The organism is Streptomyces sp. NPDC102462 (assembly GCF_044765425.1).
Lineage (GTDB): Bacteria > Actinomycetota > Actinomycetes > Streptomycetales > Streptomycetaceae > Streptomyces.
In genome coordinates, this window is record NZ_JBIWKB010000015.1 from 46,929 (window position 1) to 70,112 (window position 23,184).

At 72.1% G+C, this 23,184-nt stretch carries 18 protein-coding genes and 2 pseudogenes; 8 read left to right on the plus strand and 12 right to left on the minus strand.

Translation table 11 applies throughout. The features are described from left to right. Window positions 1-15: 15 nt before the first annotated feature. Window positions 16-642: pseudogene (locus tag ACIRFL_RS15500) on the minus strand (ABC transporter ATP-binding protein); the annotation flags it as partial. Window positions 643-682: 40 nt separating this feature from the next. Then, window positions 683-877, minus strand: a pseudogene (locus ACIRFL_RS15505) (ABC transporter transmembrane domain-containing protein); the annotation flags it as partial. Between the two features lie 23 nt (window positions 878-900). On the opposite strand from ACIRFL_RS15505, the gene ACIRFL_RS15510 reads away from it, so the two are divergent. After that, a complete protein-coding gene (locus ACIRFL_RS15510) occupies window positions 901-3,534 on the plus strand; it encodes an amino acid adenylation domain-containing protein (protein ID WP_404028425.1) in 2,634 nt (877 codons plus the stop codon). Between the two features lie 173 nt (window positions 3,535-3,707). Here the strand turns inward: ACIRFL_RS15510 and ACIRFL_RS15515 are convergent, their stop codons facing one another. Then, window positions 3,708-6,068 carry an ABC transporter permease gene (locus ACIRFL_RS15515; protein WP_404028427.1) on the minus strand — a complete coding sequence of 787 codons (2,361 nt, stop codon included), beginning with the start codon at window positions 6,066-6,068 and terminating at the stop codon, window positions 3,708-3,710. Then, the gene (locus ACIRFL_RS15520) at window positions 6,065-6,757 is read right to left on the minus strand and encodes an ABC transporter ATP-binding protein (protein ID WP_404028429.1); all 693 of its coding nucleotides are present in this window, start codon (window positions 6,755-6,757) and stop codon (window positions 6,065-6,067) included. The genes ACIRFL_RS15515 and ACIRFL_RS15520 overlap by 4 nt, the downstream gene beginning before the upstream one ends. A 205-nt stretch (window positions 6,758-6,962) precedes the next feature. Between ACIRFL_RS15520 and ACIRFL_RS15525 the strand changes: the two genes are divergently transcribed. Beyond that, window positions 6,963-8,273, plus strand: a complete 1,311-nt coding sequence (locus ACIRFL_RS15525) for a sensor histidine kinase (protein ID WP_404028672.1) — start codon at window positions 6,963-6,965, stop codon at window positions 8,271-8,273. Then, a complete protein-coding gene (locus ACIRFL_RS15530; RefSeq protein WP_404028430.1) occupies window positions 8,270-8,938 on the plus strand; it encodes a response regulator in 669 nt (222 codons plus the stop codon). The genes ACIRFL_RS15525 and ACIRFL_RS15530 overlap by 4 nt, the downstream gene beginning before the upstream one ends. A gap of 144 nt (window positions 8,939-9,082) precedes the next feature. Here the strand turns inward: ACIRFL_RS15530 and ACIRFL_RS15535 are convergent, their stop codons facing one another. Continuing rightward, window positions 9,083-10,255 (minus strand): 4-hydroxybenzoate 3-monooxygenase, encoded by a 1,173-nt coding sequence (locus ACIRFL_RS15535; protein ID WP_404028432.1) that lies wholly within the window; start codon window positions 10,253-10,255, stop codon window positions 9,083-9,085. A gap of 184 nt (window positions 10,256-10,439) precedes the next feature. Next, window positions 10,440-11,183 carry a helix-turn-helix domain-containing protein gene (locus tag ACIRFL_RS15540; RefSeq protein WP_404028434.1) on the minus strand — a complete coding sequence of 248 codons (744 nt, stop codon included), beginning with the start codon at window positions 11,181-11,183 and terminating at the stop codon, window positions 10,440-10,442. Between the two features lie 147 nt (window positions 11,184-11,330). Here ACIRFL_RS15540 and ACIRFL_RS15545 point away from each other — a divergent pair, with 147 nt between their 5' ends. Then, window positions 11,331-12,146: a siderophore-interacting protein gene (locus ACIRFL_RS15545; RefSeq protein ID WP_404028437.1), complete on the plus strand. Its 816-nt coding sequence runs from the start codon at window positions 11,331-11,333 to the stop codon at window positions 12,144-12,146. Window positions 12,147-12,252: 106 nt separating this feature from the next. Here the strand turns inward: ACIRFL_RS15545 and ACIRFL_RS15550 are convergent, their stop codons facing one another. Both ACIRFL_RS15550 and ACIRFL_RS15555 read right to left on the minus strand, forming a co-directional pair. Continuing rightward, a complete protein-coding gene (locus ACIRFL_RS15550) occupies window positions 12,253-13,125 on the minus strand; it encodes a class I SAM-dependent methyltransferase (protein ID WP_404028439.1) in 873 nt (290 codons plus the stop codon). 133 nt (window positions 13,126-13,258) lie between these two features. After that, a complete protein-coding gene (locus tag ACIRFL_RS15555; RefSeq protein WP_404028441.1) occupies window positions 13,259-13,846 on the minus strand; it encodes a helix-turn-helix domain-containing protein in 588 nt (195 codons plus the stop codon). A 95-nt stretch (window positions 13,847-13,941) separates the two neighbouring features. Between ACIRFL_RS15555 and ACIRFL_RS15560 the strand changes: the two genes are divergently transcribed. Together ACIRFL_RS15560 and ACIRFL_RS15565 are read left to right on the plus strand one after the other, a co-directional pair. After that, on the plus strand, window positions 13,942-14,955 hold the full coding sequence (locus ACIRFL_RS15560) for an NAD(P)/FAD-dependent oxidoreductase (protein WP_404028445.1): 1,014 nt from the start codon (window positions 13,942-13,944) through the stop codon (window positions 14,953-14,955). Window positions 14,956-15,090: 135 nt separating this feature from the next. Beyond that, entirely contained in the window at window positions 15,091-16,686 is a 1,596-nt protein-coding gene (locus ACIRFL_RS15565; RefSeq protein ID WP_404028448.1) for an MFS transporter, read from the plus strand. A 12-nt stretch (window positions 16,687-16,698) separates the two neighbouring features. Here ACIRFL_RS15565 and ACIRFL_RS15570 read toward each other — a convergent pair whose 3' ends face one another. After that, window positions 16,699-17,142, minus strand: coding sequence for an HIT family protein (locus ACIRFL_RS15570; RefSeq protein WP_404028451.1), 444 nt, complete (start codon window positions 17,140-17,142; stop codon window positions 16,699-16,701). 243 nt (window positions 17,143-17,385) lie between these two features. Here ACIRFL_RS15570 and ACIRFL_RS15575 point away from each other — a divergent pair, with 243 nt between their 5' ends. Beyond that, a complete protein-coding gene (locus ACIRFL_RS15575; RefSeq protein WP_404028454.1) occupies window positions 17,386-18,861 on the plus strand; it encodes a multicopper oxidase family protein in 1,476 nt (491 codons plus the stop codon). A 79-nt stretch (window positions 18,862-18,940) separates the two neighbouring features. Here the strand turns inward: ACIRFL_RS15575 and ACIRFL_RS15580 are convergent, their stop codons facing one another. Further along, window positions 18,941-19,366, minus strand: coding sequence for a hypothetical protein (locus ACIRFL_RS15580; protein WP_404028457.1), 426 nt, complete (start codon window positions 19,364-19,366; stop codon window positions 18,941-18,943). Window positions 19,367-19,601: 235 nt separating this feature from the next. Here ACIRFL_RS15580 and ACIRFL_RS15585 point away from each other — a divergent pair, with 235 nt between their 5' ends. Continuing rightward, window positions 19,602-20,993: an MFS transporter gene (locus tag ACIRFL_RS15585; RefSeq protein WP_404028460.1), complete on the plus strand. Its 1,392-nt coding sequence runs from the start codon at window positions 19,602-19,604 to the stop codon at window positions 20,991-20,993. 26 nt (window positions 20,994-21,019) lie between these two features. Here the strand turns inward: ACIRFL_RS15585 and ACIRFL_RS15590 are convergent, their stop codons facing one another. Next, window positions 21,020-22,114: a winged helix DNA-binding domain-containing protein gene (locus tag ACIRFL_RS15590; RefSeq protein WP_404028463.1), complete on the minus strand. Its 1,095-nt coding sequence runs from the start codon at window positions 22,112-22,114 to the stop codon at window positions 21,020-21,022. 4 nt (window positions 22,115-22,118) lie between these two features. Then, on the minus strand, window positions 22,119-23,150 hold the full coding sequence (locus tag ACIRFL_RS15595) for an aldo/keto reductase (protein WP_404028466.1): 1,032 nt from the start codon (window positions 23,148-23,150) through the stop codon (window positions 22,119-22,121). Window positions 23,151-23,184: the final 34 nt, after the last annotated feature.

Consider the following 23,184-nt stretch of genomic DNA (forward strand, 5'->3'; position numbering starts at 1 on the left):
GTCTCCTCCTCGCCGTCAGTCGTCGCCGGGCACGGCGGTGCTCATGCTGTCCGGGGCCTGGTGGGCGAACTGCGTGCGGTACAGGTCGGCGTAGAGGCCGCCCGCCCGCAGCAACTCCTCGTGCGTGCCGCGCTCCTTGATCCGGCCGGCCTCGACCACCAGGATCTGGTCGGCGTCCCGGATCGTCGACAGCCGGTGGGCGATCACCACGGAGGTCCGCCCGGCCAGGGCAGTCTTCAGCGCCCGCTGGATCAGCGCCTCCGACTCGGAGTCCAGATGGGCCGTCGCCTCGTCGAGGAGGACGACCGGCGGGGCCTTGAGCAGCAGCCGGGCCAGCGCGATGCGCTGCTTCTCGCCGCCGGACAGTCGGTAGCCGCGGTCGCCGACCACCGTGTCGAGTCCGTCCGGGAACTCCGCCACGGTGTCCCAGATCAGCGCGGCCCGGCAGGCGTCGACCAGGTCCTGCTCGCGGGCGTCGGGCCGGGCGAAGAGGAGGTTGGCGCGCAGCGTGTCGTGGAAGAGGTGGGCCTCCTGGGTGACCACACCGACCGTGTCGCGCAGCGACTGAAGGGTCACTTCGCGGACGTCCTCGCCGCCGATGCGCACGGCGCCCGACAGCGGGTCGTAAAGGCGCGGCACCAGATGTGGTCATCGCCTGCCGGGCCCCGATGACATCGGAGTTGAGCCTGCTGACCAGCGCGCCGGTCTGCGCCCGGGTGAAGAACGCCAGCGGCTGCCGCTGCACGTGCGCGAACACCTGGGTGCGCAGCTCGTACACCAGTCCCTCGCCGACCCGGCCGGAGCAGCGGTTCTGCACGAAGACGGCAAGGGCGTCGACCAGGGCCAGCCCGGCCAGCGCCAGACACAGCCCGATCACCTGCGGTCGCTGCCGTGCCCGTCGTGTCTGCCGCGTCCGTCGTGACCGTCGTGTCGGGCCGTGCGGATCTGCTGCCGGAGCCGCTGCCGTTCCGGAACTTCGTGGCCCGGGCGCGGCTGGGTGTGTCGCGGGAGGAGCACGAGCGGTACTTCGCGGACCTGCTCGGCGACGTGGAGGAGACCACCGCGCCGTACGGGCTGCTGGACGTGCACGGCGACGGACGCGACGTGGTGCGGGCGCATCTGCGGCTCGACGAGGAGCTGGGCGGCCGGGTGCGGGAGGCGGCTCGTTCGCTCGGGACGAGCGCGGCCACCGTGTTCCATCTGGCGTGGGCGCGGGTGCTGGCCGCGGTGAGCGGACGGGACGACGTCGTCTTCGGCACCGTCCTTGTCGGACGGATGAACGCCGGGGCCGGGGCCGACCGCATTCCCGGGCTGTTCCTGAACACCCTGCCGGTGCGGGTGCGCGTCGGTGACACGGGGGTGACGCGGGCCCTGTCGGAGCGGCGGGAGCAACTGGCGGAGCTGCTGGTGCACGAGCACGCGCCGCTCGCGCTCGCCCAGGCGGCGAGCGGAGTGCCGGGCGGGGTGCTCGCGCGCGGCGGGCTGCGGCCGGAGCACCCGGCGTACGTCATCTACACATCGGGTTCGACAGGGCGGCCCAAGGGCGTGCTCGTGTCCCACGTGGGGGTGGCGAGCATGGTGGCCGGTCAGCACAGGGACCTCGGCGTGGGTCCCGGGGCGCGGGTCGGGCAGTTCGCGTCGGCGGCGTTCGACACGTTCGGCTGGGAGTGGCTGATGGCCCTGCTGACCGGGGCGACGCTCGTGGTGATCCCCACCGACCAGCGGCTCGGCGAGGCGCTGCCGCGCTGGCTGACCGCCCACCGGATCACCCATGTCACGCTGCCGCCCGCCGTCCTGGCCACCTTTGACGAGTCCGCCGTCGACCCGGAGACGGTGCTGGTGGTCGCCGGTGAGTCCTGCACTCCGGAGCTGATGGCCCGCTGGGCGCGCACACACCCGATGTTCAACTCCTATGGGCCGACCGAGACCACGGTCGACGCCACCCTGTGGCGCTGCGAGGCGGACGCGGCGCTGGTGGCCATCGGCAGGCCGGTCGTGAACACACGCGTGTACGTGCTCGACGAGCGGCTGGACCCCGTCCCGGTCGGGGTGCCAGGCGAGCTGTACGTCGCCGGTGCCGGTCCGGCGCGCGGCTACGCCGGGCGTCCGGGGCTGACCGCCGAGCGGTTCGTGGCCGACCCGTTCGCCGGGAACGGCACGCGGCTGTACCGGACCGGCGACCGGGCCCGCTGGACACCCGACGGCCGGCTGGTGTTCGCCGGGCGCTCCGACGACCAGGTGAAGATCCGCGGGTTCCGGATCGAGCCGGGCGAGGTGGAGGCCGTCCTCACCACGCAGGCCGGAGTGGGCCAGGCCGCGGTCGTCGTACGGGAGGACACGCCCGGCGACAAGCGGCTGGTCGCCTACGTCGTACCGGCCGACCCGGGGCAGGACGCCGACGTCCTGGCCGTCGCCGTACGGGAGTTCGCGGCCGAGTGGCTGCCGCGGTACATGGTGCCGTCGGCCGTGGTGGTGCTCGACGCGCTGCCGCTGACCGTGAACGGCAAACTCGACCGCAGGGCGCTGCCCGCGCCCCGGCACGGCCAGGGTGGCGAGGCGACCGGGGCGCGTGGCCCCGCGGGCGCGCTGGAGGAGACGGTCTGCGCGGCCTTCGCCGAGGTGCTCGGGCTGGAGCGGGTCGCCGTCGACGACGACTTCTTCGCGCTCGGCTGGCACTCCCTGCTCGCGGTGTCGCTGCGGGAGCGGCTGCGCGCCCGGGGCGTGACGATGTCCATGCGTGATCTCGTAGCCCATCCCACGCCGGCCCGGCTGATGGGCGCGCTCGGTCTGTCCTCCGTACGGGACGCGCTCGGCGGGCTCCTGCCCATCCGCACCGCCGGCAGCGAGCCGGCGTTCTTCTTCGTGCACCCCGCGGGCGGTCTCAGCTGGTGCTACATGCCCCTCGCCCGGTTCGTTCCCGAGGGCCACCCGCTCTACGGCCTTCAGGCGCAGGGCCTCGACGGATGCAGCGAACCTGCGGGCTCCGTCGCGGAGATGGCCGCCGCGTATGTCGAACGGATCCGCTCCGTACAGGAGTCCGGCCCGTACCACATCGTGGGCTGGTCCTTCGGCGGCACGCCCGCGCACGAGATCGCCGTCCGGCTGCGGGCGGCGGGCGAGCAGGTGTCGCTGATCCTCCTGGACGCCTATCCGCCGGACCCGGCGGCCGAGCGACCGGGCGGCACCCCCGACGCGGCGGAGGTCGACTCCGCGATGGTCGCGCGGATCCGCGCCGAACTGGGCCAGCTGCTCGGTGGTTTCTCGGACGACGAGCTGCGGGTCATGGCACGTGTCTACCGCAACAACGCGGCGCTCCGGTCCGGCCACACGTTCGGCCGGTTCGACGGACGGACCCTGCTGGTCGTCGCGGAGGAGGGCAAGCCCGCCGGGTTCCGCGCCGGGGCGCTGTGGGAGCCGTACGCCACCGGGCCCGTGGCTGCGGTCGGGCTGCCGTGCGAACACTCCGGCATGGCGCGGCCCGAGGTCCTTGAGCAGGTCTGGCAAGCCGTCACGCAGTGGCTCGACCAGGCGTGACAGCGGCGGCCGGGCGCACGGCCCGAGCGGCGCACGGCGCATCGGAGACTCCCTGCTCATAGCGGGACCCGCCCGGCCCGGGCGGACGGACCCCCGCTGCGGGGGAGGGGCGAGCCGGGCGCGCGCCCGGATCCGCGGGGCTCGGGGACGGCCGTCCCCGAGCCCCGCGGCCGTCATTCGGCGCGTAGCGCGGTCGCCGTGCGGGTGCGGGCCGCCCAGCCCGCCGGCAGCAGGGAGCCGAGCACCGCGATGACCACACCGCCGAGAGCGAGCAGCACGAGTCCGGGCGTGTGGTAGATGGCGATCACGGAGTCCGGCAGGTTCAGGCCGGCGCTGCGGCCCATGGCCGGCAGGACCGCGTCGTGCACGGCCACGCCGATGGGCATGCCCAGCAGTCCGCCCGCCAGCCCGGACAGCACCACGGAGGTCACGACCATGGCGATGGTCTGCCGGGGCGTCATGCCGAGCGCCTTGCTCACCCCGAGGTCACGGATGCGTTCGTGGGTGTCGAGGACGACCCCGTTGAGCACACCGAGCCCGGCCACCGCGACGAGCATCAGCGTCAGCAGCGCGGTCAGCGAGTTGAGGATGACGACGGTGTCGCTGTCGCTGCGGCTCTTCTCGCTGGTCGACACGGTGCCCAGCGGTTCCAGCGCCGCGTTCAGCGACCGGACGTAGTCGCCCACATCGGTCCCCGGCTTGACGTCGATGTACTGGCTGGACGCCGCCAGGTCCAGTGCGGCTGCCTTCAGCGTCGCGGCGTCGGTGAAGACCTGCATGCCGCCGTTGCGGGTGTCCAGGACCTCGCCCACGATCCGCACGGTGACCGGGCGGCCGTCCACCTGGAGGGTGACCCGGTCGCCGATGTCGCTGTCCGTCGCGGTCAGGAACGGCGTCGGCACCACCGCCTCGCCGGCCTTCTCGAACCACCGGCCGGACACCATCGCATAGCCGCCCCAGGAGGCGTCGCCGGTGACCGCGACGACACTCGTGGACCCGGTGACACCCGCCACGGTGGCCTCGGTGGTGGCGGTGGCGTAGTGGCGGCCGGTGCCCGGCTGGGCCGCGATCGCGGCGTCCACCGCCGCGGGGTCGGCCGAAGCGGACCGCCGGCCGCCGCCCGGCCCGCCCGGACCGCCAGGACCGGCCTGGGGACCGCTCACGCCGGTCGTCACATCGGCCGCGTTGTGGTCCTGCGCGGTCACCACCTCGCTGAGCGAGGCGGCCAGCCCGGTCGCGAAGGTGACGGCCGCGGCGCCGAACACAACCGCCGCGACCACCGAGGCGGTACGCGCAGGCCGGGCGAAGGGCCGGGCCAGTCCGAGCGTCACCGGCCGCGGCAGCGGCAGCCGCCCGGCGAGCCGCGCCGCCCGGCGGCCCCGGCCGGGAGCCGGCGTGCGGCCCACGGCCAGCGCGTCGACCGTCCGCAGCCGCCCGGCCCGCCAGGCGCTCACGCACGCGGCCAGCGCCACGACGCCCAGCGTCCCGGCCACCACGGCGACATCGACCCACCAGTCGACGCCGAGCCCCGCCGTGCCGTACGCGTCGGCGGTTTCCGACAGCACCGGCACCGCGAGCAGATGACCCGCGACGACACCCAGCACCGTGCCCACGACGGCCGGCAGCAGCGCCTGACTCATATAGGCACGGACCACCTGACCGGGCGTGAACCCGACAGCCTTGAGCACGCCGATCCGGCGCAGCCCCGTCCCGACCGTGCCCGCGACCACGTTGCCGACGATCAGCACCGACATCACCAGGCCGAGGATCCCGAACGCCACCAGGAACGGCACGAAGAGCGAGGTGTCCCGCACCGATACCTTCTTGATGGCGAGCCAGGACTGCGCACCGGCCATCGCCCCCTTCGGCGCGGCGGCGGCGATGGCGGCCCGGCCCCGGTCGACCTGCGCGGCCGTGTCGGCCCGCGTGAACCGGTACAGCATCTGGTACCCGGCGGGCCTGCCGTCCGGGGTCAGCGCGGCCAGCTGGGACGACGTCACCCAGCCGTCCGCCGTACGACTGACCGAGCGGGCCACCCCGACCACCTTCAGCGTGGGACCGCCCGGCAGGTCCGGGAACCGGAACTCAAGGCCGAGGGGCGCGATCAGCCCCGAGTCGGCCGACAGCACGATCTCGCCCGGCCCGTTCGCCCAGCGCCCCTCGGTGACCGCGATCCGGTCGACGGAACCGCCGGGGGAATTACGGCCGACGACCGACAACGGCGCCACGGTGGCGTCGTTGATGTGCGGTGTGACGGACGCGGTGGGGAACGGGCCGGACGAGGTGTCGACTCCCGCGGTGTCCGCGGTGGCCGACAGCTGGGCGGCAGTGGCGGTGGCCGCGTCGAACTGCGCGGTCAGATGGGAGCCGTGCTGCCGTGCGAAGGCCTTGTCGAAGGGCGCGTCGGAGGCGACGAGCAGCGCACCGCCCAGGACGGACGCGGTGACCGCCATCATCGTGGCCAGCACGATCACCACCGTCGGCACCCGGCGGCGGGCCACACCGGAGCGGACCACCCGGCCCAGAGCGCTCATCGGGCGGCCTCCGCGGGCACGTCCGCGGTGATCCGGCCGTCGACCAGCTGGACGGTGCGCTTCGTGCAGGACTGCGCCAGCGCCAGATCGTGGGTGACCACGACGATGGTCTGCCCCTCGGCGTTGAGCTCCCGCAGCAGCTCGGCGACGTCCTCGCCGGAGGCGGAGTCCAGCGCACCGGTCGGCTCGTCGGCGAGCAGCAGCGGCGGCCGGTTCATCAGCGCCCGGGCCACGGCGACCCGCTGCCGCTGACCGCCGGACAGCCGGCCCGGGAAGGCGTCGGCGTGCCGGGCGATGCCCAGCGACTCCAGCAGCTGCCCGGCACGGCGCTGCGCCTCGCGGCGCTTCATGCCGGCCAGCTGCGCGGGAAGGACCACATTGTCGAGGACGGTCAGGTCGTCGAGCAGGTTGAAGAACTGGAAGACCATGCCGATCTTCGAGCGCCGGTACTTGGCCGAGCCGGCCTCGCCGAGCCGGTCGACGCGGACCCCGTCCACGCTGACGGTGCCGCTGTCCGGGCGGTCCAGGCCGGCGATGAGGTTCAGCATCGTCGACTTGCCGCTGCCGGACGGACCGAGGATCGCCACGGACTCACCCGCCCGCACGGTCAGTGAGGCGTCCCGCAGTGCCGGCGGCCCGGCGTCGTAGCGGCGACTGACGTCGCACAGTTCGATCACCGGTGTGGTCATGGGCCTCTCCCTCGGTCCGCGCATCGGGCGCCTTTCACGCTAGGCGGGGGGCGGCCCGGGGCACGACGGTCCAGCGGGGTAACTTCCGTACCGCGCGCGGATGATGCCCACAGACGTCATCCTTGGGATGTACGCGCCGGGGATGACCCGCCCACCGCCGGGACGGATGCCCGCGGCCCGGCCGGTCGGACACAATGGCCCGGTGATGAAGACGTCGGTGCGGGACCGCCTGCGGGAGGCAGTCGGCGCGCTCACCCGCCCCACCGGGCCGCCGCCGATCCAGACCCGCCGAGGCAGACTGTTCGACCTCGTGCTCGCTCTCGTCCTGTGCGGCGCGGCCGCCCAGTACGTCCTGGACAACCTGCACGGCTGGGAGGCGCGGCACGACCGCCCCGTCCCCATCGACTCACCGGACCGGCCGGTGGACTGGGTCGCCCTGCTGAGCCTGGCGTTCCTGGCCTCCGCCCCGCTGGTGCTGCGCCGCCGATGGCCGCTGGCCGTGCTGTGGACCGTCATGGCCGCCACCGCCCTGACCCCGGACAGCGCGGCCCGCCTCACCTTCTACTCCTGCGTCATCGCGGCCTACAGCGCCGCCGCCTACAGCCCCTACCGGGTGGCGACCCTGGCCAGCCTGCCGGTCGCGGTCCTGCTGGTCAGCACGGTCGGCGACGCGGGTTCTGGCACGCCGCCCACGCAGTACGTCAGCGTCGCGCCCGCCGTGCCCATCGTGCCCACGCAGTACGCGCCCCTGCTGATCCTGGTGCCGATGATGATGGCCGCGCTGGGGCTGCGCGCCTGGAAGCTGCGCGCCGCCGAGAGCCGGGCCAGGCTGTCCGCGGTCGAGCACGAACAGGCCGAGGCCCTGCACCGCGCGGTCCAGGAGGAACGCGCGAGGATCGCCCGGGAACTGCACGACGTGGTCACGCACAACGTCAGCATGATGGTCATCCAGGCCGGCGCCGCCCGCAAGATCATGGACGCCTCGCCCGAGCAGGCCCGCGAGGCGCTGCTCGCGGTGGAGGCGGGCGGGCGGTCCGCCATGGGCGAACTGCGGCACGTGATGGGCCTGCTGACGATGGATTCGCCCGGCTCCGCACCCCCGGAGCCGGGCGCGGAACTGGTCCCGCAGCCCGGCCTCGACCAGGTGGAGGCCCTGGTCGGACGCACCCGCAGGGCCGGCCTGCCGGTGGAGCTGACGGTGACCGGCACCCCGCGCCCGGTGCCCGACGGCGTCGGCCTGGCCGTGTACCGGGTCGTGCAGGAGGCGCTGACCAACACCGTCAAGCACGCACACGGCGCCAGCGCCGCCGTCTTCGTCGACTACGCCGCCGATCGGCTCACCGTAGAGATCAGCGACACGGGCGGCGGTCCGAGTCCCACCGCGGCCGGGGGCAACGGGCGCGGACTGATCGGCCTGCGCGAACGGCTCGCCCTCTACGGCGGCACCCTGCGCACCGGACCGCGCCCCCTGGGCGGCTACCGGGTCAAGGCCCTGATTCCCCTGGAGGAAGTGTGACGGAACCGCTGCGCGTCGTGGTCGCCGACGACCAGGCGCTGGTGCGGACCGGTTTCCGGATGATCCTCACCGCCGACGGCATCGACGTCGTCGCCGAGGCGACCAACGGCCTCGAAGCCGTCGACACCGTCCGCGCCGCCCGGCCGGACGTGGTGCTGATGGACATCCGGATGCCCGAGATGGACGGCCTTGAGGCCACCCGGCGGATCCTGTCCGGCGCCCCCGACGAGCCGCGGGTGGTCATACTGACCACGTTCGACCTCGACCGGTACGTGTACGCGGCGCTGTCCGCCGGGGCCAGTGGCTTCCTCCTCAAGGACGTCACGCCCGAACACCTGGTGGCCGCCGTCCGCACGGTCCGCGCGGGCGACGCCCTGTTGGCACCCGCCATCACCCGTCGGCTCGTCGAGCGGTTCGCCCGCCGGGACCCGGAGGGCCGGGCGCTGCACCGCAGCCTTGCGGCGCTCACTCCCCGGGAACTCGACGTGCTGCGCCAACTGGCCCAGGGCCTGAGCAACGCCGAACTCGCCGAACGCCTCCAGCTGTCCGAGGCCACCGTCAAGACACATGTCTCCCGCATCCTCACCAAGCTGAACCTGCGCGACCGCGCCCAGGCGGTGGTCATCGCCTACGAGACGGGGCTGGTGACACCCACGGGAGGGTGACACGCCCGCCGCCACGGGTCGAACGGCGGCGGTCGTACGGCCGGCGGCAGCGGGGCGGCCGGTTCCTGCGCCGCCGGCGCGCGCCGCATCGTGTGGAACCCGGGGCGCCCCGAACCGGTCGGAGCCGTCCGGCCGTTCGCCGAATCACCTGGACGGGCGATGCACGGGCAACGGCTCCAGCATGGTTTCCAGGTTCTTCCGGGCGATCTGCTTGCGGAACTCCCCTGCGTAGGAGGTGTCACCGGAGTCGTGCATCGTCTCGGTCATCCAGACCGCGGACGCCTGCCGCCGCCATGTGTGGGTCAGACAGGTGTCGGAGTAGGTGTCGAGCAGTGTGGAATCGTGCTTCTCCACCTGCTGGACGACCGCCCGGGCGAATACATCGGCGTCGTGAAGGGCGAGAGTCATGCCTTGCGCGCTCATCGGCGGGATGAGGTGGGCCGCGTCCCCGAGCAGATGGAGCCTGCCGTAGCTCATGGGGCTGAACACCACCGCGCGCAGCGGCACGACCTGCTTGCTCGTGATCGGACCCCTGGGTGCCACGGGCTGACCGAAACGAGCCTCCAGTTCGCTCCAGACGCGTTCGTCCGGCCACTGTTCGACGGTGTCGGTGAGCGGGCACTGCAAGTAGAGACGGCTCGCGTCCGGACCGCGGGTGATCTGCGCGGCGAAGCCGCGCTCGTGCACTGCCAGCACGGCCAGCGGATCCGCCGGCACCTCCGCCATGACCGACAGCCAGGCGTACCCGAACTCATGGGCGGAGCAGGTGAGGACGTCGGCGGGGACGGCCGTCCTGCTGACGCCACGGTAGCCGTCGCTGCCGGCGACGAAGTCGCAGCCGACGGTCTTCGTCGCGCCGGCGGAGTCCCGGTAGCGAACCTCGGGGTGCTCGGTGTCGATGCCGTGGAGCGACACGTCCGCCGCCTCGAAGCGAAGATCGCCTCCGTCTCGGAGGAACACCTTGATGAGGTTCCGGACGAGGACCTGCTGGGGGCAGTACGCGCCGTCCACGTCATCCGCGTCGTCGTCGCCCGTCCGCCACTGCCGCCGCACCCCGTCGATCAGCAGCGGCATGCCCGACCCGGAGTCACCGTGGCCGTAGCCCTCCACGACCTCGCCGATGCCCCACTCGCGCAGCACGCGTACCCCGTCGGCGTCGAGGGATCCGGCCCGCTGGCGCTGTTCCACGTAGGCGCGGCTGTGCTTTTCGAGGACTGTGCACCCGATGCCGCTCCGCAGCAGGAACGTGCCGAGTGCGAGTCCGGCGACGCCGCCTCCCACGATCACGACGGTCGCGTCCTTGCCGGTTCTGATCATGTGTTTTCGAACTCCTCGCAGAGAAAAAGGGGGCCGAACGTGCCAGAAGGCGGACGGCCGTGCCCGCCCGGTGGCGCGGCGCACTGATCACCACTGTGGAACGCGAGGTCGGTCATCGACCACCGGTGAAGGGACACCCGGTACCGGAAACCCGCCAACCTGACGCGGTCGGCGGGCCCGCCCGCTACGGCGACGTCGGGCTGTTGCGCAGGTCTGCCTGGTAGCTGCCCGGGGTCTGGCCGACGACCTCGCTGAAGGCGTCGATGAAGCTCGACGGGTTGGACCACCCGCACGCCACCGCGGTGTCGGTGACCGACATGCCGTCGGTGAGGTGTGCCAGGGCGTGGTGGATGCGCAAAGTGGTGCGCCAGCGGTGGAAGCTCATGCCGAGTTCGGTGTGGAACAGACGGCTCAGGGTGCGCTCGCTGGCTCCTGCGATGCGGCCCAGCTCGGCCAGGGTCGCGGTCCTTGCGGGGTCGGCGTGCAGGAGGTCGGTGACGGCGCGGAGCCGGTCGTCGCCGGGCTCGGGCAGGTGCAGGGACTGCTCGGGAGTGTCGGAGAGTTCGTCGACGACCACCGCGAACAGCCGCCTGTGTGCGCCAGGACGGGCCTCGGGCCGGTCGTCGGTCAGCGCCAGGACGGCCTCGCGCAGCAACGGGCTGACGGCGAACACGCTGGGATGTTCCACGAGTTCGCCGCACCACTCGATCGGGACGGTCAGCAGGCGTACGTCGGTGCGGCCGTAGAAACGGTGGGAGTGGGCGAAGCCGGGCGGCGTCCATGTCATGCGGTTGGCCGGGGCGACCCAGGTGCCGCGCTCGGTCGTGGTGGCCAGTGTCCCGGCGGCCGCGTAGACGAGCTGGCCGTGGTCGTGGGTGTGGGGGTCGAGGTGGTAGCCGTGCGGCAGCCAACCGGCTCCGCTGGGCATGGCCTGCGGTACGGAGCACTTCGGAGAAGGTTGGCGGCTTTTCGGCATCGGGTGACAGCCTACCGGTGGTGCGTCGGCCGGCGCGGGGCGGACAGTGACTCTCATGAGCACCGACACCCAAGCGGACAGCGGAGGAAGCCGACAGTGATGGCACCCGCGCCCCAGCGCCCACGCCACCGGCGGATGCTGACCCTCACGGTCCGGGCCGGCGAGCGGGTCAGCCCGCACTTCCGGTCCATCACGCTGGGCGGCGACGACGTCCGACACCTGGAGCGGTACGGCTACGACCAGTCGGGCCGCCTGTTCTTCGCCGATCCCGGCAACGACGACGTCGTGCTGCCGACCAGCGAACGGTGGATGCTCCAGCGCACCCTGCTGAGCGGCAGGCGGCGCCCGCGCGTCAGGTCGTACTCGATCCGCCGCTTCCGGCCGGAGACCTCCGCGTTCGACATCGAGATCTCCCTGCACGAGCGGGACGGGCCGGACGCGCCCGGGACCGCCTGGGCGCTGGCGGCCGAGCCCGGCGATCAGGTTGCGTTCCTCGACGAGGGGTACAGCTACCGGCCGACCGCAGGCGCCGGGTGGCAGCTCCTCGTCGGCGACGAGAGCGCGCTGCCGGCGATCCTCGCCATCCTGGAGGACTGCGCCGATGCGCTGCCCGCCGAGGTCTTCCTCGAAGTGCCCGCCGATGACGACATCCGACGCGACGTCACCGCGCCGCCGGGGACCACGATCCACTGGCTGCCCCGCGGCGTCGACGCCGATTCCCCGACGAAGCCGGGCTCTCTCGCCTTGCGGGCCGTGCGGAACGCCCGGCTCCCGGAAGGCTCCTTCTACACCTGGGTGGCGGGCGAGGCCGCACTGGCCGCCGGCGTTCGCCGGTATCTCGTCGGCGAACGCGGCGTCCCCCGCTCCGACATCACCTTCCGCGGCTACTGGAGACACGGCCGAGCCGCCCTCTGACCTCGCCACCACACCACCTTCGCCCGGCCGAGCCGATCCTGAAGAACGCTCTGGGTGCTGAGCATCAGGTGCGGCGTGCGGCGAGTCAGGTGCGGCGTGCGGCGAGTCAGGTGCGGCGTGCGGCCCAGACCGTGCGTTCGGTGCGTACCGCCAGGTCGTCGCGGCGCAGGATGCTGTGCGGGCCGTCGGTGTCCAGAAGCCGGTCCAGCGCGGCGATGTCCTCGGCGCCGAGCACTCCGGCGACGGTGCCGCGCAGGCGCCGCAGGGTGCCGAGGGCATAGCGGCCGATCGCTTCGCTGTGGGAGCCCTCGATGTGCACGGCGACGGTGCGTTCGCCTTCGACCGTGAACCCGGCGGCGGTCAGCATCGGCCCCCAGTCGGCGCCGCGATGGGACACGTGCTCGGCATGGAAGCGGTCGGTCGCGGCATGGCAGCGCTCTTCCAGACCCGGCCGGTCCGCGGGGGCGGACTCCGGCAGGAAGCGGGGGAGGCCGGCCAGCTCGACCACGGCGAACAGGCCGCCGGGCGCGAGCATCCTGTGGACCTTGCGCAGGGCGCGGTCGGGGTCGGCCATGTGATGCATCGAGGCCGAGGCCCACACCAGGTCAGGAAGGCCCAGACCGGGCCAGTCGGCGTGGTCGAGGTCGGCCTGTACGGTGCGCACGCGCTCCGCCACGCCGCGGGCGCACGCCTTCTCACGCAGGCGCTGGAGATGTCCGGCCGCTGCGTCGACGGCGGTGACGTGTGCATCGGGGAAGCGGTCCAGCAGCGCGAAGGTGCCCGCCCCCGTGCCGCAGCCCAGGTCCACGATCTGGCGCGGCGCGGTCTTCAGGGGGAGCCATGCGGTGATGGAGGCCATGTGTTCGGCAAGCACCTCGGCGTCCAGGTCGAGGAGCTGCGCCTGGTCGTCGCTGTCGTGGTCCTGGTGGTGGCCGTGCCGAGCGCCGTGGTGGGGTGTGTGCTGGTGCGCCTGGGTCATGCCGTCACACTAGGGCCGCCATGCGTGTCGGGCACGGTTGCTTTCGCATGACGCAAGACATTGGTGTTCTGTGCTGCCGGACACGCAAAACCGCACATCCGTGAAGGCCATGGCGCGGCCCGCGCTGCCATGCTCAGGCGTCTTGGGTGTCGCCGTCGCCGCCCTCACGCTGGTGGCCGCGGCGGGCGTCGCGGTCGAAGACGCCCAGGATCTCGCACGGACCGCCTTCGGCGCCGATGGCGTGCGGCATCATCGTGGGGAACTCGGCGGCCTGGTTGGTCCCGACGCGGAAGCGGCGGTGGCCGAGCATGAGGATCGCGGTGCCGGACAGGACGACGAGCCATTCCCGGCCGGGGTGGGCACGCATGCGGGCGGGGTTGTCGGGCGGCGGTTCGGTCATACGCCGGCGTACGACGGTCATCCCGGGGTCGCCCTTGATGGGCCACCGCATGATCCCGTGGGCGCCGTCGATCATCGGGCTGGTGACGACGTCGTCGGCGGCGGTCTCGACGAGCTGGTCGAGGCTGGTGTCCAGGGCGCGGGCGAGGGTGACGAGCTGATCCAGGGCAAGGCGCCGCCGGCCGTTCTCGATGCGGCTCAGCGACGACTGGCTGAGGTTGGCGCGGGTGGCCAGCTCCTCCAGGGACCAGCCCTGTGCGACCCGCAGCGCGCGGATCCGTTTGCGTACGAGGCTGTCCAGATCACCATCTTCTTGCGTCATGGGCAACATCGTATGCCCAATGTGCAAACCGGGCTTAGCGTCGTGTGCAGCCGGTCCGGAGCGGCCGGGGCCGGGCGCAAGGAAAGGTGCGAGCCATGAGTGTGACGACTTCGGCGTACGCGAGCGACGCGTTGCCCGGGGAGACGGTGGACGTCGTGGTGATCGGCGGCGGCGCCGCGGGACTGAACGGTGCGCTGATGCTCGCCCGCTCCCGCCGTTCGGTCGTCGTGATCGACAGCGGCACCCCGCGCAACGCGCCCGCGGCGGCCATGCACGGTTTCATCGTCCTGGACGGTATGCCGCCCGCGGAGATCCTGAAGCGGGGACGGGAACAGGTACGCGAGTACGGCGGCCGGATCGTCCTCGGCGAGGTGGCCTCGGCCGAACCGGCCGACCCGGCGCCCGACGCAGACCTGCGGTTCACCGTCACCCTGGCCGACGGCCGCACGGTGACGGCGCGCCGTCTGCTGGTGGCCACCGGTCTGCGGGACGTACTGCCCGACGTGCCCGGGCTCGCCGGGCACTGGGGACAGGGCGTGGTGCACTGCCCCTACTGCCACGGCTGGGAGGTGCGCGACGAGCCCATCGGCATCCTCGCCACCGGACCGGCCTCGGTCCACCACGCGCTGCTGTTCCGTCAGCTCACCGACGACCTCGTCTACTTCACCCGCGACACCGACCTGGACGAGGGCACCCGCGCGCGCTTCGCAGCCCGGGGCATCCGTGTCGTCGATGCCCCGGTGCGGGAAGTCGTCGAGGGCGAGGACGGCGGTGTCGCGGGGGTGCGCCTGGCCGACGGCACGTTCGTGGCGCGCCGCGTCCTCGCCGTCGCCACACGGATGCAGGCCCGCGCCGAGGGCCTGCACGGACTGAAGCTGCCCATGGAGGAGCTGCCCGACGGCATGGGGTGCCGCTTCGCCTCCGGCACCGCCGGCACCACCGAGGTGGCGGGCGTGTGGGTGGCCGGCAACGCCACCGACCTCGCGGCCCAGGTCGGCGCCTCGGCCGCCGCCGGAGCCCTGGCGGGCTCCCACATCAACGCCCTGCTGGCCACCGCGGACACCGACGCGGCGCTGGCCGCCGCGCAGGGCGAGACCACCACCCACTGACACCCGGACACCACCGGGCCACCGCGCCCGGCGGTGCGCGGTGGCCCGGTGCGCGGTGTTCGGACCCCGCACCTTCCCTTCGGCGACCGGCCTTGCTCCGGCGCCGACTCCGCATGCCCTTTCTGAGAGGAATCCATGAGTACGCACCAGCCCTCACCGGAGGCATCCGCACAGGCAACCGGCGGCGTGCCGGACGCGCGTCAGCTGAACTCGATCCTGATCGCCGTCTCCGTCGCGCTGATGGCCGTCATCGCGTCGGTGTCCGGACTGAACGTCGCGCAGACCCACATGGCCGTCGAGTTCGGCGCCTCGCAGGGCACCGTCCTGTGGATCATCAACATCTACACCCTGACCCTGGCCGCGCTGCTGCTGCCGCTCGGCGCCATGGGTGACCGGCTGGGCCGCAAACCCATGCTGATCGCCGGACTGGGTGTCTTCGGTGCCGCAAGCGTCGCGGCCGGACTGGCCCCGACGGCGGAGGTCATGCTGGCGGCACGCGTGGCCAGCGGCGTCGGCGCAGCGATGATCATGCCGATCACCCTCGCCGTGATCACCTCCACCTTTCCCGAGGACCAGCGCGGCAAGGGGATCGGCGTGTGGACCGGCGTCGCCGGAGGCGGCGGCATCCTGGGCATGTTCCTGTCCGCGCTCCTGGTCGATGTCGCCGACTGGCGCCGGCTGTTCCTCCTGCCCGTCGTCCTGGTCGTCGTCGCCCTGGCCATGACCCTGAAGTCGGTGCCCAACTCCCGCGAGCACTCCGCCCACAGCTTCGACACCGTCGGCGCGCTGGTCTCCACCGTCGCCGTGGTCGGTCTCATCTTCGTCCTGCAGGAGGGCCCCGAGCGCGGCTGGACGGCACCCGCGACGCTGATCGGCCTCGCCGTCGGCGTCGTCGCCGCCCTCGGCTTCGTGGCCTGGGAAGTACACCGCCGCGATGCCTCGCTGCTGGACGTGCGGCTGTTCCGGGAGCGGGGCCTGGCCGGCGGCTCGATCACGTTGCTGGTGGTCTTCGGGGTCCAGGCGGGCATCGCCGTGGTCCTCTTCCCGTTCTTCCAGGCTGTGCTCGGCTGGTCGGGCCTGCTGTCCACGGTGGCGCTGATGCCCATGGCCGTCATGATGATGATGGCCTCCGGCCTGGCACCCAAGCTGGCCGCGGGCATCGGATCCCGCTCGACGATGGCCGTGGGCATCGCGCTGGCCGGCGCCGGACTGGCCCTCATGGCCCTGTTCGTCTCCGTCGACGGCGGCTATCCGACCATCCTGCCGGGCATGCTCGCCATGGGCATCGGCATGGGTCTGTCCATGACGCCTTCCACCGAGGCCATCACCGGCTCACTGCCGCGCGAGAAGCAGGGCGTCGCCTCCGCGCTCAACGACGTCACCCGCGAGTTCGGTACCGCCCTCGGTGTCGCCCTGCTCGGCGCGCTGTTGTCCGCCGGGTATCGCAACGCCATCGACGACCGTCTGCACGGCATCCCCCAGGGGCCCGCCGACACCGCCCGCGAAGGCATCGCCAACGCCGTCGAGGTCGCGGGCAGCACCGGCTCGCACGCGCATGACCTCCTCCACGCCGCCCGGCAGTCCTTCGTCGACGGATGGCAGCAGGCCATGTGGGCCGGCGTCGCCGTCATGGGTGCCCTGTTCGTCTACATCGCGCTGCGCGGACCGAGAAACACGGCCCCCGCTGCCGCGGACGAGGCAGCAACCCCCGAGGCCGTCGCCGCCCGGTGACATGCACCCCTGTCACCGCAATGCCTTCCGCAGGGCTGCGGCCCGGGCACGCCGCACATCTGGAGCCGCCTCGCGCACTTCCGGGTCAGGCATGCGGAACGCGTCGTCCGCGAACCGGGGGACGACATGAACGTGCACGTGATGCAGCACCTGACCCGGGATGTGGTTGTTCTGCGTGACCGTGCTTCCGACGGCCCCATAGGCATCCTTCACCGCCGAGGTCACTCTCGCCGTGACGTCGAAAACCTCATGCAGCAGATCAGTCGGCAGGTCATGCAGGTCGGTCACATGAGACACCGGCAGGACAAGGGCGTGACCAGGGTTCTTCCGCCGCTGCTTGAGCGCGGGAACGACGAAGACGTGCTCCGAGCGGTGGGCGACCAACTCCTCGTCGATCTCGCCCAGCCCGATCCTGCAGAAGGCACACGCATTCACCCTGGAGACCTCCGAAGTCACCTCATACCGGCCCCAGCCGGCCGGATCGACGAGTCTGGCAGGGCACCACCCTCGCGAAAAGGTCCTCGTCGAACTCACCCCGCATGCGCCGGTACGGGTCGCGCCTCCGCTGACATCACGGTGCTCTGAACAGCACAATCATGGTTTGGCTGGGCCCTTCATGGCTATTTCTCCCGTTGTGGGAATTGAGGTTTCCCGGAGTCGACTGGGCGTGCCGGGGCCGGAAGGGAGCAGGCCGTGCCGATGACCCGTCGTGATGTCCTCAAGGTGGGCGGTCTGGCTGTGCTGGGCGGAGGCGGGGTCGGCGCGGCCTCGGGGTGCAGCGGCGCGGAGCCGGCCGCCCGGTCTGCCGCCTTTGGCAAGGCGGATTACGAGGTGCGGATCGGGGCGGGGCGCGTCGAGCTCGCTCCGGGCACGGTCGTCTCCACCACCACCTACAACGGGCAGTTCCCCGGCCCGCTGCTGCGGTTCACCGAGGGCCGTCCGGTCGTGGTCGACGTCCACAACGACACCGGCACCCCCGAGCTGTTGCACTGGCACGGCCAGTTCGTTCCCGCCGAAGTGGACGGCGCTTCCGAGGAGGGCACCCCGCTCATCCCGGCCCATGGAGTGCGACGTCTGTCGTTCACACCCGGACCGGCCGGTTTCCGCTTCTATCACACCCATGTGGCGGCACACGGTGACCTGGCCCGGAGCACCTACACCGGTCAGGCGGGCCCCGTCTACATCGAGCCGAGAGCCGACCCCGGCGCCTACGACCAGGAAGTGTTCCTGACACTGAAGGAGTTCGAGCCCTCTCTCAGCCATGGCGGGGACATGGCCCAGCACTTCCTGGCCGGTTCCCCGGTGCCGGACCTGAAACGCAGGGGCGAGAAGGCGATGGCCGACTCACTGGCGCAGGGAATGCCCCACGGCTACGAGGTCGGCTACCGGGTCTTCAGCGTCAACGGCCGCAAGCTGGGCCACGGCCGGCCGGTCAAGGTGAGGTCCGGGCAGCGCGTACTGTTCCACGTCCTCAACGCCAGCGCCACGGAGATCCGCAGCCTTGCCCTGCCCGGCCACACCTTCAAGGTCGTCGCGCTCGACGGGAACCCGGTGCCCCGCCCGGCCGACGTGCCGGTGCTCTGGATCGGCACCGCCGAACGCGTCTCGGCTCTCGTGGAGATGAATCACCCGGGCGTCTGGGTGCTGGGGGACCTGTCCGACGACGACCGGAACAACGGCATGGGCACCGTGGTGGAATACGCCGGCCGCGGCGGTACCCCGCAGTGGACGGCGCCGCCCGACTTCATCTGGGACTACCGCACATTCGCCCGGGCCGGCGGCACCGCCCAGCGGCCTGATCGCACGTTCGACTTCCTGGTGGAGAAACGCAACGCCGCCGCCAAGGGATTCAACATCTGGACCCTCAACGGCGTCCCCTTCTCCATGGACACCGACAAGCCGGTGCTCGACGTCGAGCACGGCAAGCGGTACCGGCTGCGGTTCCGCAACGCCACCGACGACATCCACCCCCTCCATCTGCACCGTCACACCTTCGAGGTCACCCACGTCGCCGGCACCCCCACCCATGGCCTGCGCAAGGACGTCGTCATGCTCGGCGGCTACCAGTCCCTCGACTTCGACTTCACCGCCGACCAGCCGGGACTGTCCTTGTTCCACTGCCACCAGCAGCTCCACATGGACTTCGGTTTCATGCTCCTGCTGCGCTGTACGTGACGTCGTCCGCGGCGCCGGTCCTCTGGCACGACCGCGCGTGCAGCCGGCCGAGTGCGCTGGGTCCGGCCGGAGTTCCGGTCTACCGGGCACCGATGGTCTCGATGTGGAACCTGGTCAGCGCGAACAGGATCAGGAGATCGAGTGTCATCATGGGGATCGCCCATGCCGGATAGTGCGGCACGAACATGAACTGGGTGATCAGGCTTATCGCCGCCATCGCCGCGCCGACCCCGCGCCCCCAGCTCTTGTCCGCCAGGACGCCCAGACCGGATACGAGGAGCACCGCCCCGACGACGAGGTGGATCACGCCCCAGGTGGTCAGGTCGAACCAGTAGGTGTAGCCGGCCGAGCCGGCGAACAGGGTGTCCTGTGCGACGCCGGACACGCCCATGATGACGCTGAGCGCCCCGCTGAGCGTCATCATGGCCCCGGCGGCCGAGGAGGCGCCGCTGAGTGCTTTGGTGCGGTGCCCTTGCTGTGTCGTCCTGGTGGGTATCGCTGCCATGGCCATCGCCTCCCTGCCCAGCCGTGCCCACACGAATCCGGCCACGCCTCCCTGCCAGCATCCCCGCAATCACCCGCCACCGCGACCGCGATCACGGGCACGAGGCGCGGAATTTGGTCTGGACCACTTGACGTCGACTCGCTGTGATCACTAGGTTCCCGGGAGTCAGGCGCGCGGGTGCGGACGCAGGGCCTGCAAGGCGACCCGCTCACCGGACTCTCCCAGAACGGCAACGATGTCTGAGCAGAAATCCCTGGCACGGCCAGAGGAACAGCAGCCCGCGGAAGGTCTGTTCTCCCGTTCCTACCTGGCCGCCACGGTCACCTTCGCCGCGACGATGTTCCTCACCGGCTTCGCCGCGCTGGCCGTGGTCCCCACCCTGCCGACGGCGGCCGAGGCACTGGACGGTGTCGCCCTGTTCCCGTTGGTGGCGGGCTGCTTCGTGGCGGCGAGTCTGCTCGGTGGCGTCGTGGGCGGGAACTGGGCCGACCGGTCCGGGGCGCCCCGGCCGCTGGCCACCGGCATGGCGCTGACCGTGGTCACCCTGCTGGTGGCCGCCACCAGCACCTCCGTATGGCAGCTCGCGGCCGGGCGCTTCCTCGACGGACTGGTGGCCGGCATGGTCGCCGTGTCGGTCAACACCGCCATCGGCGAGGCCTATCCGTCCCGGCTGCGTCCCCGCGCGCTGGCCCTGATGAGCGCCAGCTGGATCGTCCCGTCCCTCACAGGCCCGCCTCTGGCCGGGCTGGTGACCGAATGGTGGTCGTGGCGCGGTGTGTTCTACGGCCTGGCCGCGCTGACGCTGATACCGGCGCTCGCGCTGGTGGCGGTCCTTGGGCGCGGGCGTACCTGGGCGGCGGACGAGCAGGCCGACGAGCCCGCGCCGCGCCCCCCGCTGCTGATCGCCGCGGCCGTGAGCGTCGGCGCGGCACTGGGCCAGTACGGCGTGTCGGGCTGGAACGCCCAGCACGCTCTGTTCGCCGCCGGGGGACTGGTCCTTCTGGTGGCCCTGGCCCCCCGGCTGCTGCCCACCGGAACCTGGCGGGCCCGCCCGGGACTGCCCGCCACCGTCCTGCTGCGCGGCCTGGGATCGGGGGTGTTCTTCACCCTGGAGGCGTTCGTCCCGCTGATGCTGGTGGCCGAGAGGGAGGTGTCCGCGGTCATCATCGGCCTGGTCTTCACCAGTGCTTCCGTGGTGTGGGCGGGCGCCTCCTGGGTGCAGGGCCGGGTGCTTGAGGGCTGGCCGCGGCACCGGCTGGTCCGGCTCGGCGCCATGGTGCAGACGGCCGCGATCGCGGTGGCGGTCGCCGGCACGCTCCCCGGCGTGCCGTCCCTCACCGCTGCCGCCGCGATGCCCCTGGCCGCCATCGGCATGGGCATGCTGGAGCCGTCCCTCATCGTGCTGTCGCTCGCGCACAGCCGTCCGGGCCGGCGGGGCCATGCCGGCGCGGCGATGCAGACCAACCAGAACCTCGGGCAGATCTGGGTGCTGGGGCTGTCCACCCTCGTGCTCAACACCTGCTGGGCGGCCGGTTCGACCGGACTGGCGGGTTACGGCGCCGCCTTCGCCGTCCTTCTCGTGCCCAGCGTGTCGCTCGTACTGCTCGCCGGGCGTACCCGCGACTGACAGCCGTACTCCCGGGCGCGGGTTCGTCAGGTTTCTGTGGTGAGGCGGACCTGTTCGATGTCTTCGTCCAGGAAGGTGCGCAGGGTCTCGGCCTCGGCGTGGACGGCTTCTTGTTCCGGGGCGGTGAGGGGGCGGAGCGGGCTGATGTGGAGTTGGCGGCTGCGCACGGTCCAGGTGGCGGTGACGCGTCCGTCGACGAGGACCGTGCGGTGGCCCGCGACGGACAGACCGAGGTGTGCGGCGTCGATGATGCGGCTGCGGTCGTGGTAGCCGAGGATGGCGTTGTCGAAGGCCGGCAGAAACCGTACGGGGGCCGGGGTGTCGGGGTGCGGGCGAGGCGCGTCGGGCAGATCGAGCAGTTCGCGGCCCCGTTCGTCGCGGAAGACGACGAGTTCGTCCCGGGCGGCTCTGACAGCGGCGGGAAGTCCGGCGAGGCCGCACCAGGCGCGTAGATCCGCGCTGGCGGCGGGGCCGTAGGCGGCGAGGTAGCGGCGCAGCAGCCGCTGTCCGACGGGATCGCCGTCCCCGTCGGGCAGCGGGTCGACGTCCCGTGCCAGCCAGGTGGCCAACGGCAGGTTGCGTACGCCGGCGGTCTGGTGCCACAGCCCGCGGGGCGGGAGTTGGGCCATGGGGATGAGGGCCGCGACAAGCAACTCGCCCAGGGCCCGGCGTGGTGGGCCGGGCCAGCGGTCTTCGACGGCTTGCACGAGTTCGGTCATGGTGCGGGGCCGCTGGTCGGCCATGACCGCGCGGCCCGCGGCGGCGACCTCCTCCAGGTCGATGCCGGCCAGTTCGCGCCGATAGGTGCCCAGCACTCGCTGGCGCAGCATGGTGTCGTGGCGGGCCCGCCAGGCGAGCGCGTCGTCGGAGGTGACGAGGTGCACGGTGCGGCGCATCAGATGGGTGCGCACCACGGTGCGGCCGGTGAGCGCTTCGTCCAGGTGCGCGGGTGTGAAGTCGGCCAGGCGGGACCACAGCCCGATGAACGGTTCGTGGGGCTCTTGCGCCTGCAACCCGCACAGGTGGGCCACCGCCTCGGGCACGGAGGTGTCGCCGCGGGTGAGCAGGTGCTGGCGGGCCAGGGTGGCGCGGTTGAGGGCGCGGCTGTCGAGGACGGTCATGGCGTCAGGCCGCGGCCCGCTCGTGGGCCGGGCGGCGGCGCAGGTCGGTACGGGTGAGGGAGGGCGGGGTGTAGGAGACGTCCAGAGGACCGATGTCGGTGCCGGGCGGGACGATCGTGTCGATCGTGTCGAGGATGTCGTCGCCCAGGGTGAGGGTGGCTCCGGCGAGCAGGTCGTCGAGCTGGTCCCTCGTGCGGGGGCCGATGATGGCGGCGGTGACGTCGGGATGGCCGGTGGCGAAGGCCATGGCCAGGTGGGTGAGGGAGAGGCCGGCTTCTTCGGCGAGGGCGAGCAGCACCTCGACGGCATCGAGCTTGCGTTCGTCGGTGAGGTGACGGGGGACCCAGTGCATACGGGCGTTGCCGGGCCGCGGGGTGTCCTTGCGGTAGCGGCCGGTGAGCAGTCCCATGGCCAGCGGGCTCCACACCAGAACGCCCAGGCCGTAGCGGCGGCAGGTGGGCAGGATCTCGCGCTCGATGCCCCGGTTGAGCAGGGAGTAGGTGGGCTGCTCGGTTCGCAGGCGGTGCAGGCCGCGCTGCTCGGCCACCCATTGGGCTTCGACGATGTCCGAGGCCGGCAGGTTGGAGGAGCCGATCGCGCGGACCTTTCCGGCCCGTACGAGGTCGGTGAGCGCGGAAAGGGTTTCCTCGATGTCCGTGTGCGGGTCGGGGTGGTGGATCTGGTAGAGGTCGATGTAGTCGGTTTGCAGCCGCTTCAGCGAGCCCTCGACCGCCTGCATGATCCAGCGCCGGGAACTGCCGCTGCGATTGGGGCCCTCGCCCATCGGTCCGTTGAACTTGGTCGCCAGCACGACCTGGTCGCGGCGCCCTTTGAGGCCCTTCGCGACGATCTCCTCGGTCTCGCTGTAGCCGTAGACGTCGGCGGTGTCCACGACATTGATGCCCGCGTCGAGCGCCTGGTGGATCATGCGTACGCAGTCGTCGTGATCCGGGTTGCCCGTCCTGCCGAACATCATGGTGCCCAGGCAGTAGGCGCTGACTTCGATGCCGGTCCGTCCCAGCTTCCGCATCCGCATGGTGACCCACTTCTCTTCGCTGTTGTACGTGTTC

Excerpts from the sequence above, each read along its gene's own strand:
- ACIRFL_RS15515 (WP_404028427.1), bottom strand. The coding sequence starts at position 6,068 with ATGAGCGCTCTGGGCCGGGTGGTCCGCTCCGGTGTGGCCCGCCGCCGG.
- ACIRFL_RS15520 (WP_404028429.1), bottom strand. The coding sequence starts at position 6,757 with ATGACCACACCGGTGATCGAACTGTGCGACGTCAGTCGCCGCTACGAC.
- ACIRFL_RS15525 (WP_404028672.1), top strand. The coding sequence starts at position 6,963 with ATGAAGACGTCGGTGCGGGACCGCCTGCGGGAGGCAGTCGGCGCGCTC.
- ACIRFL_RS15535 (WP_404028432.1), bottom strand. The coding sequence starts at position 10,255 with ATGATCAGAACCGGCAAGGACGCGACCGTCGTGATCGTGGGAGGCGGC.
- ACIRFL_RS15540 (WP_404028434.1), bottom strand. The coding sequence starts at position 11,183 with ATGCCCAGCGGAGCCGGTTGGCTGCCGCACGGCTACCACCTCGACCCC.
- ACIRFL_RS15545 (WP_404028437.1), top strand. The coding sequence starts at position 11,331 with ATGGCACCCGCGCCCCAGCGCCCACGCCACCGGCGGATGCTGACCCTC.
- ACIRFL_RS15550 (WP_404028439.1), bottom strand. The coding sequence starts at position 13,125 with ATGACCCAGGCGCACCAGCACACACCCCACCACGGCGCTCGGCACGGC.
- ACIRFL_RS15555 (WP_404028441.1), bottom strand. The coding sequence starts at position 13,846 with ATGACGCAAGAAGATGGTGATCTGGACAGCCTCGTACGCAAACGGATC.
- ACIRFL_RS15560 (WP_404028445.1), top strand. The coding sequence starts at position 13,942 with ATGAGTGTGACGACTTCGGCGTACGCGAGCGACGCGTTGCCCGGGGAG.
- ACIRFL_RS15565 (WP_404028448.1), top strand. The coding sequence starts at position 15,091 with ATGAGTACGCACCAGCCCTCACCGGAGGCATCCGCACAGGCAACCGGC.
- ACIRFL_RS15575 (WP_404028454.1), top strand. The coding sequence starts at position 17,386 with ATGACCCGTCGTGATGTCCTCAAGGTGGGCGGTCTGGCTGTGCTGGGC.
- ACIRFL_RS15580 (WP_404028457.1), bottom strand. The coding sequence starts at position 19,366 with ATGGCAGCGATACCCACCAGGACGACACAGCAAGGGCACCGCACCAAA.
- ACIRFL_RS15585 (WP_404028460.1), top strand. The coding sequence starts at position 19,602 with ATGTCTGAGCAGAAATCCCTGGCACGGCCAGAGGAACAGCAGCCCGCG.
- ACIRFL_RS15590 (WP_404028463.1), bottom strand. The coding sequence starts at position 22,114 with ATGACCGTCCTCGACAGCCGCGCCCTCAACCGCGCCACCCTGGCCCGC.
- ACIRFL_RS15595 (WP_404028466.1), bottom strand. The coding sequence starts at position 23,150 with ATGCGGATGCGGAAGCTGGGACGGACCGGCATCGAAGTCAGCGCCTAC.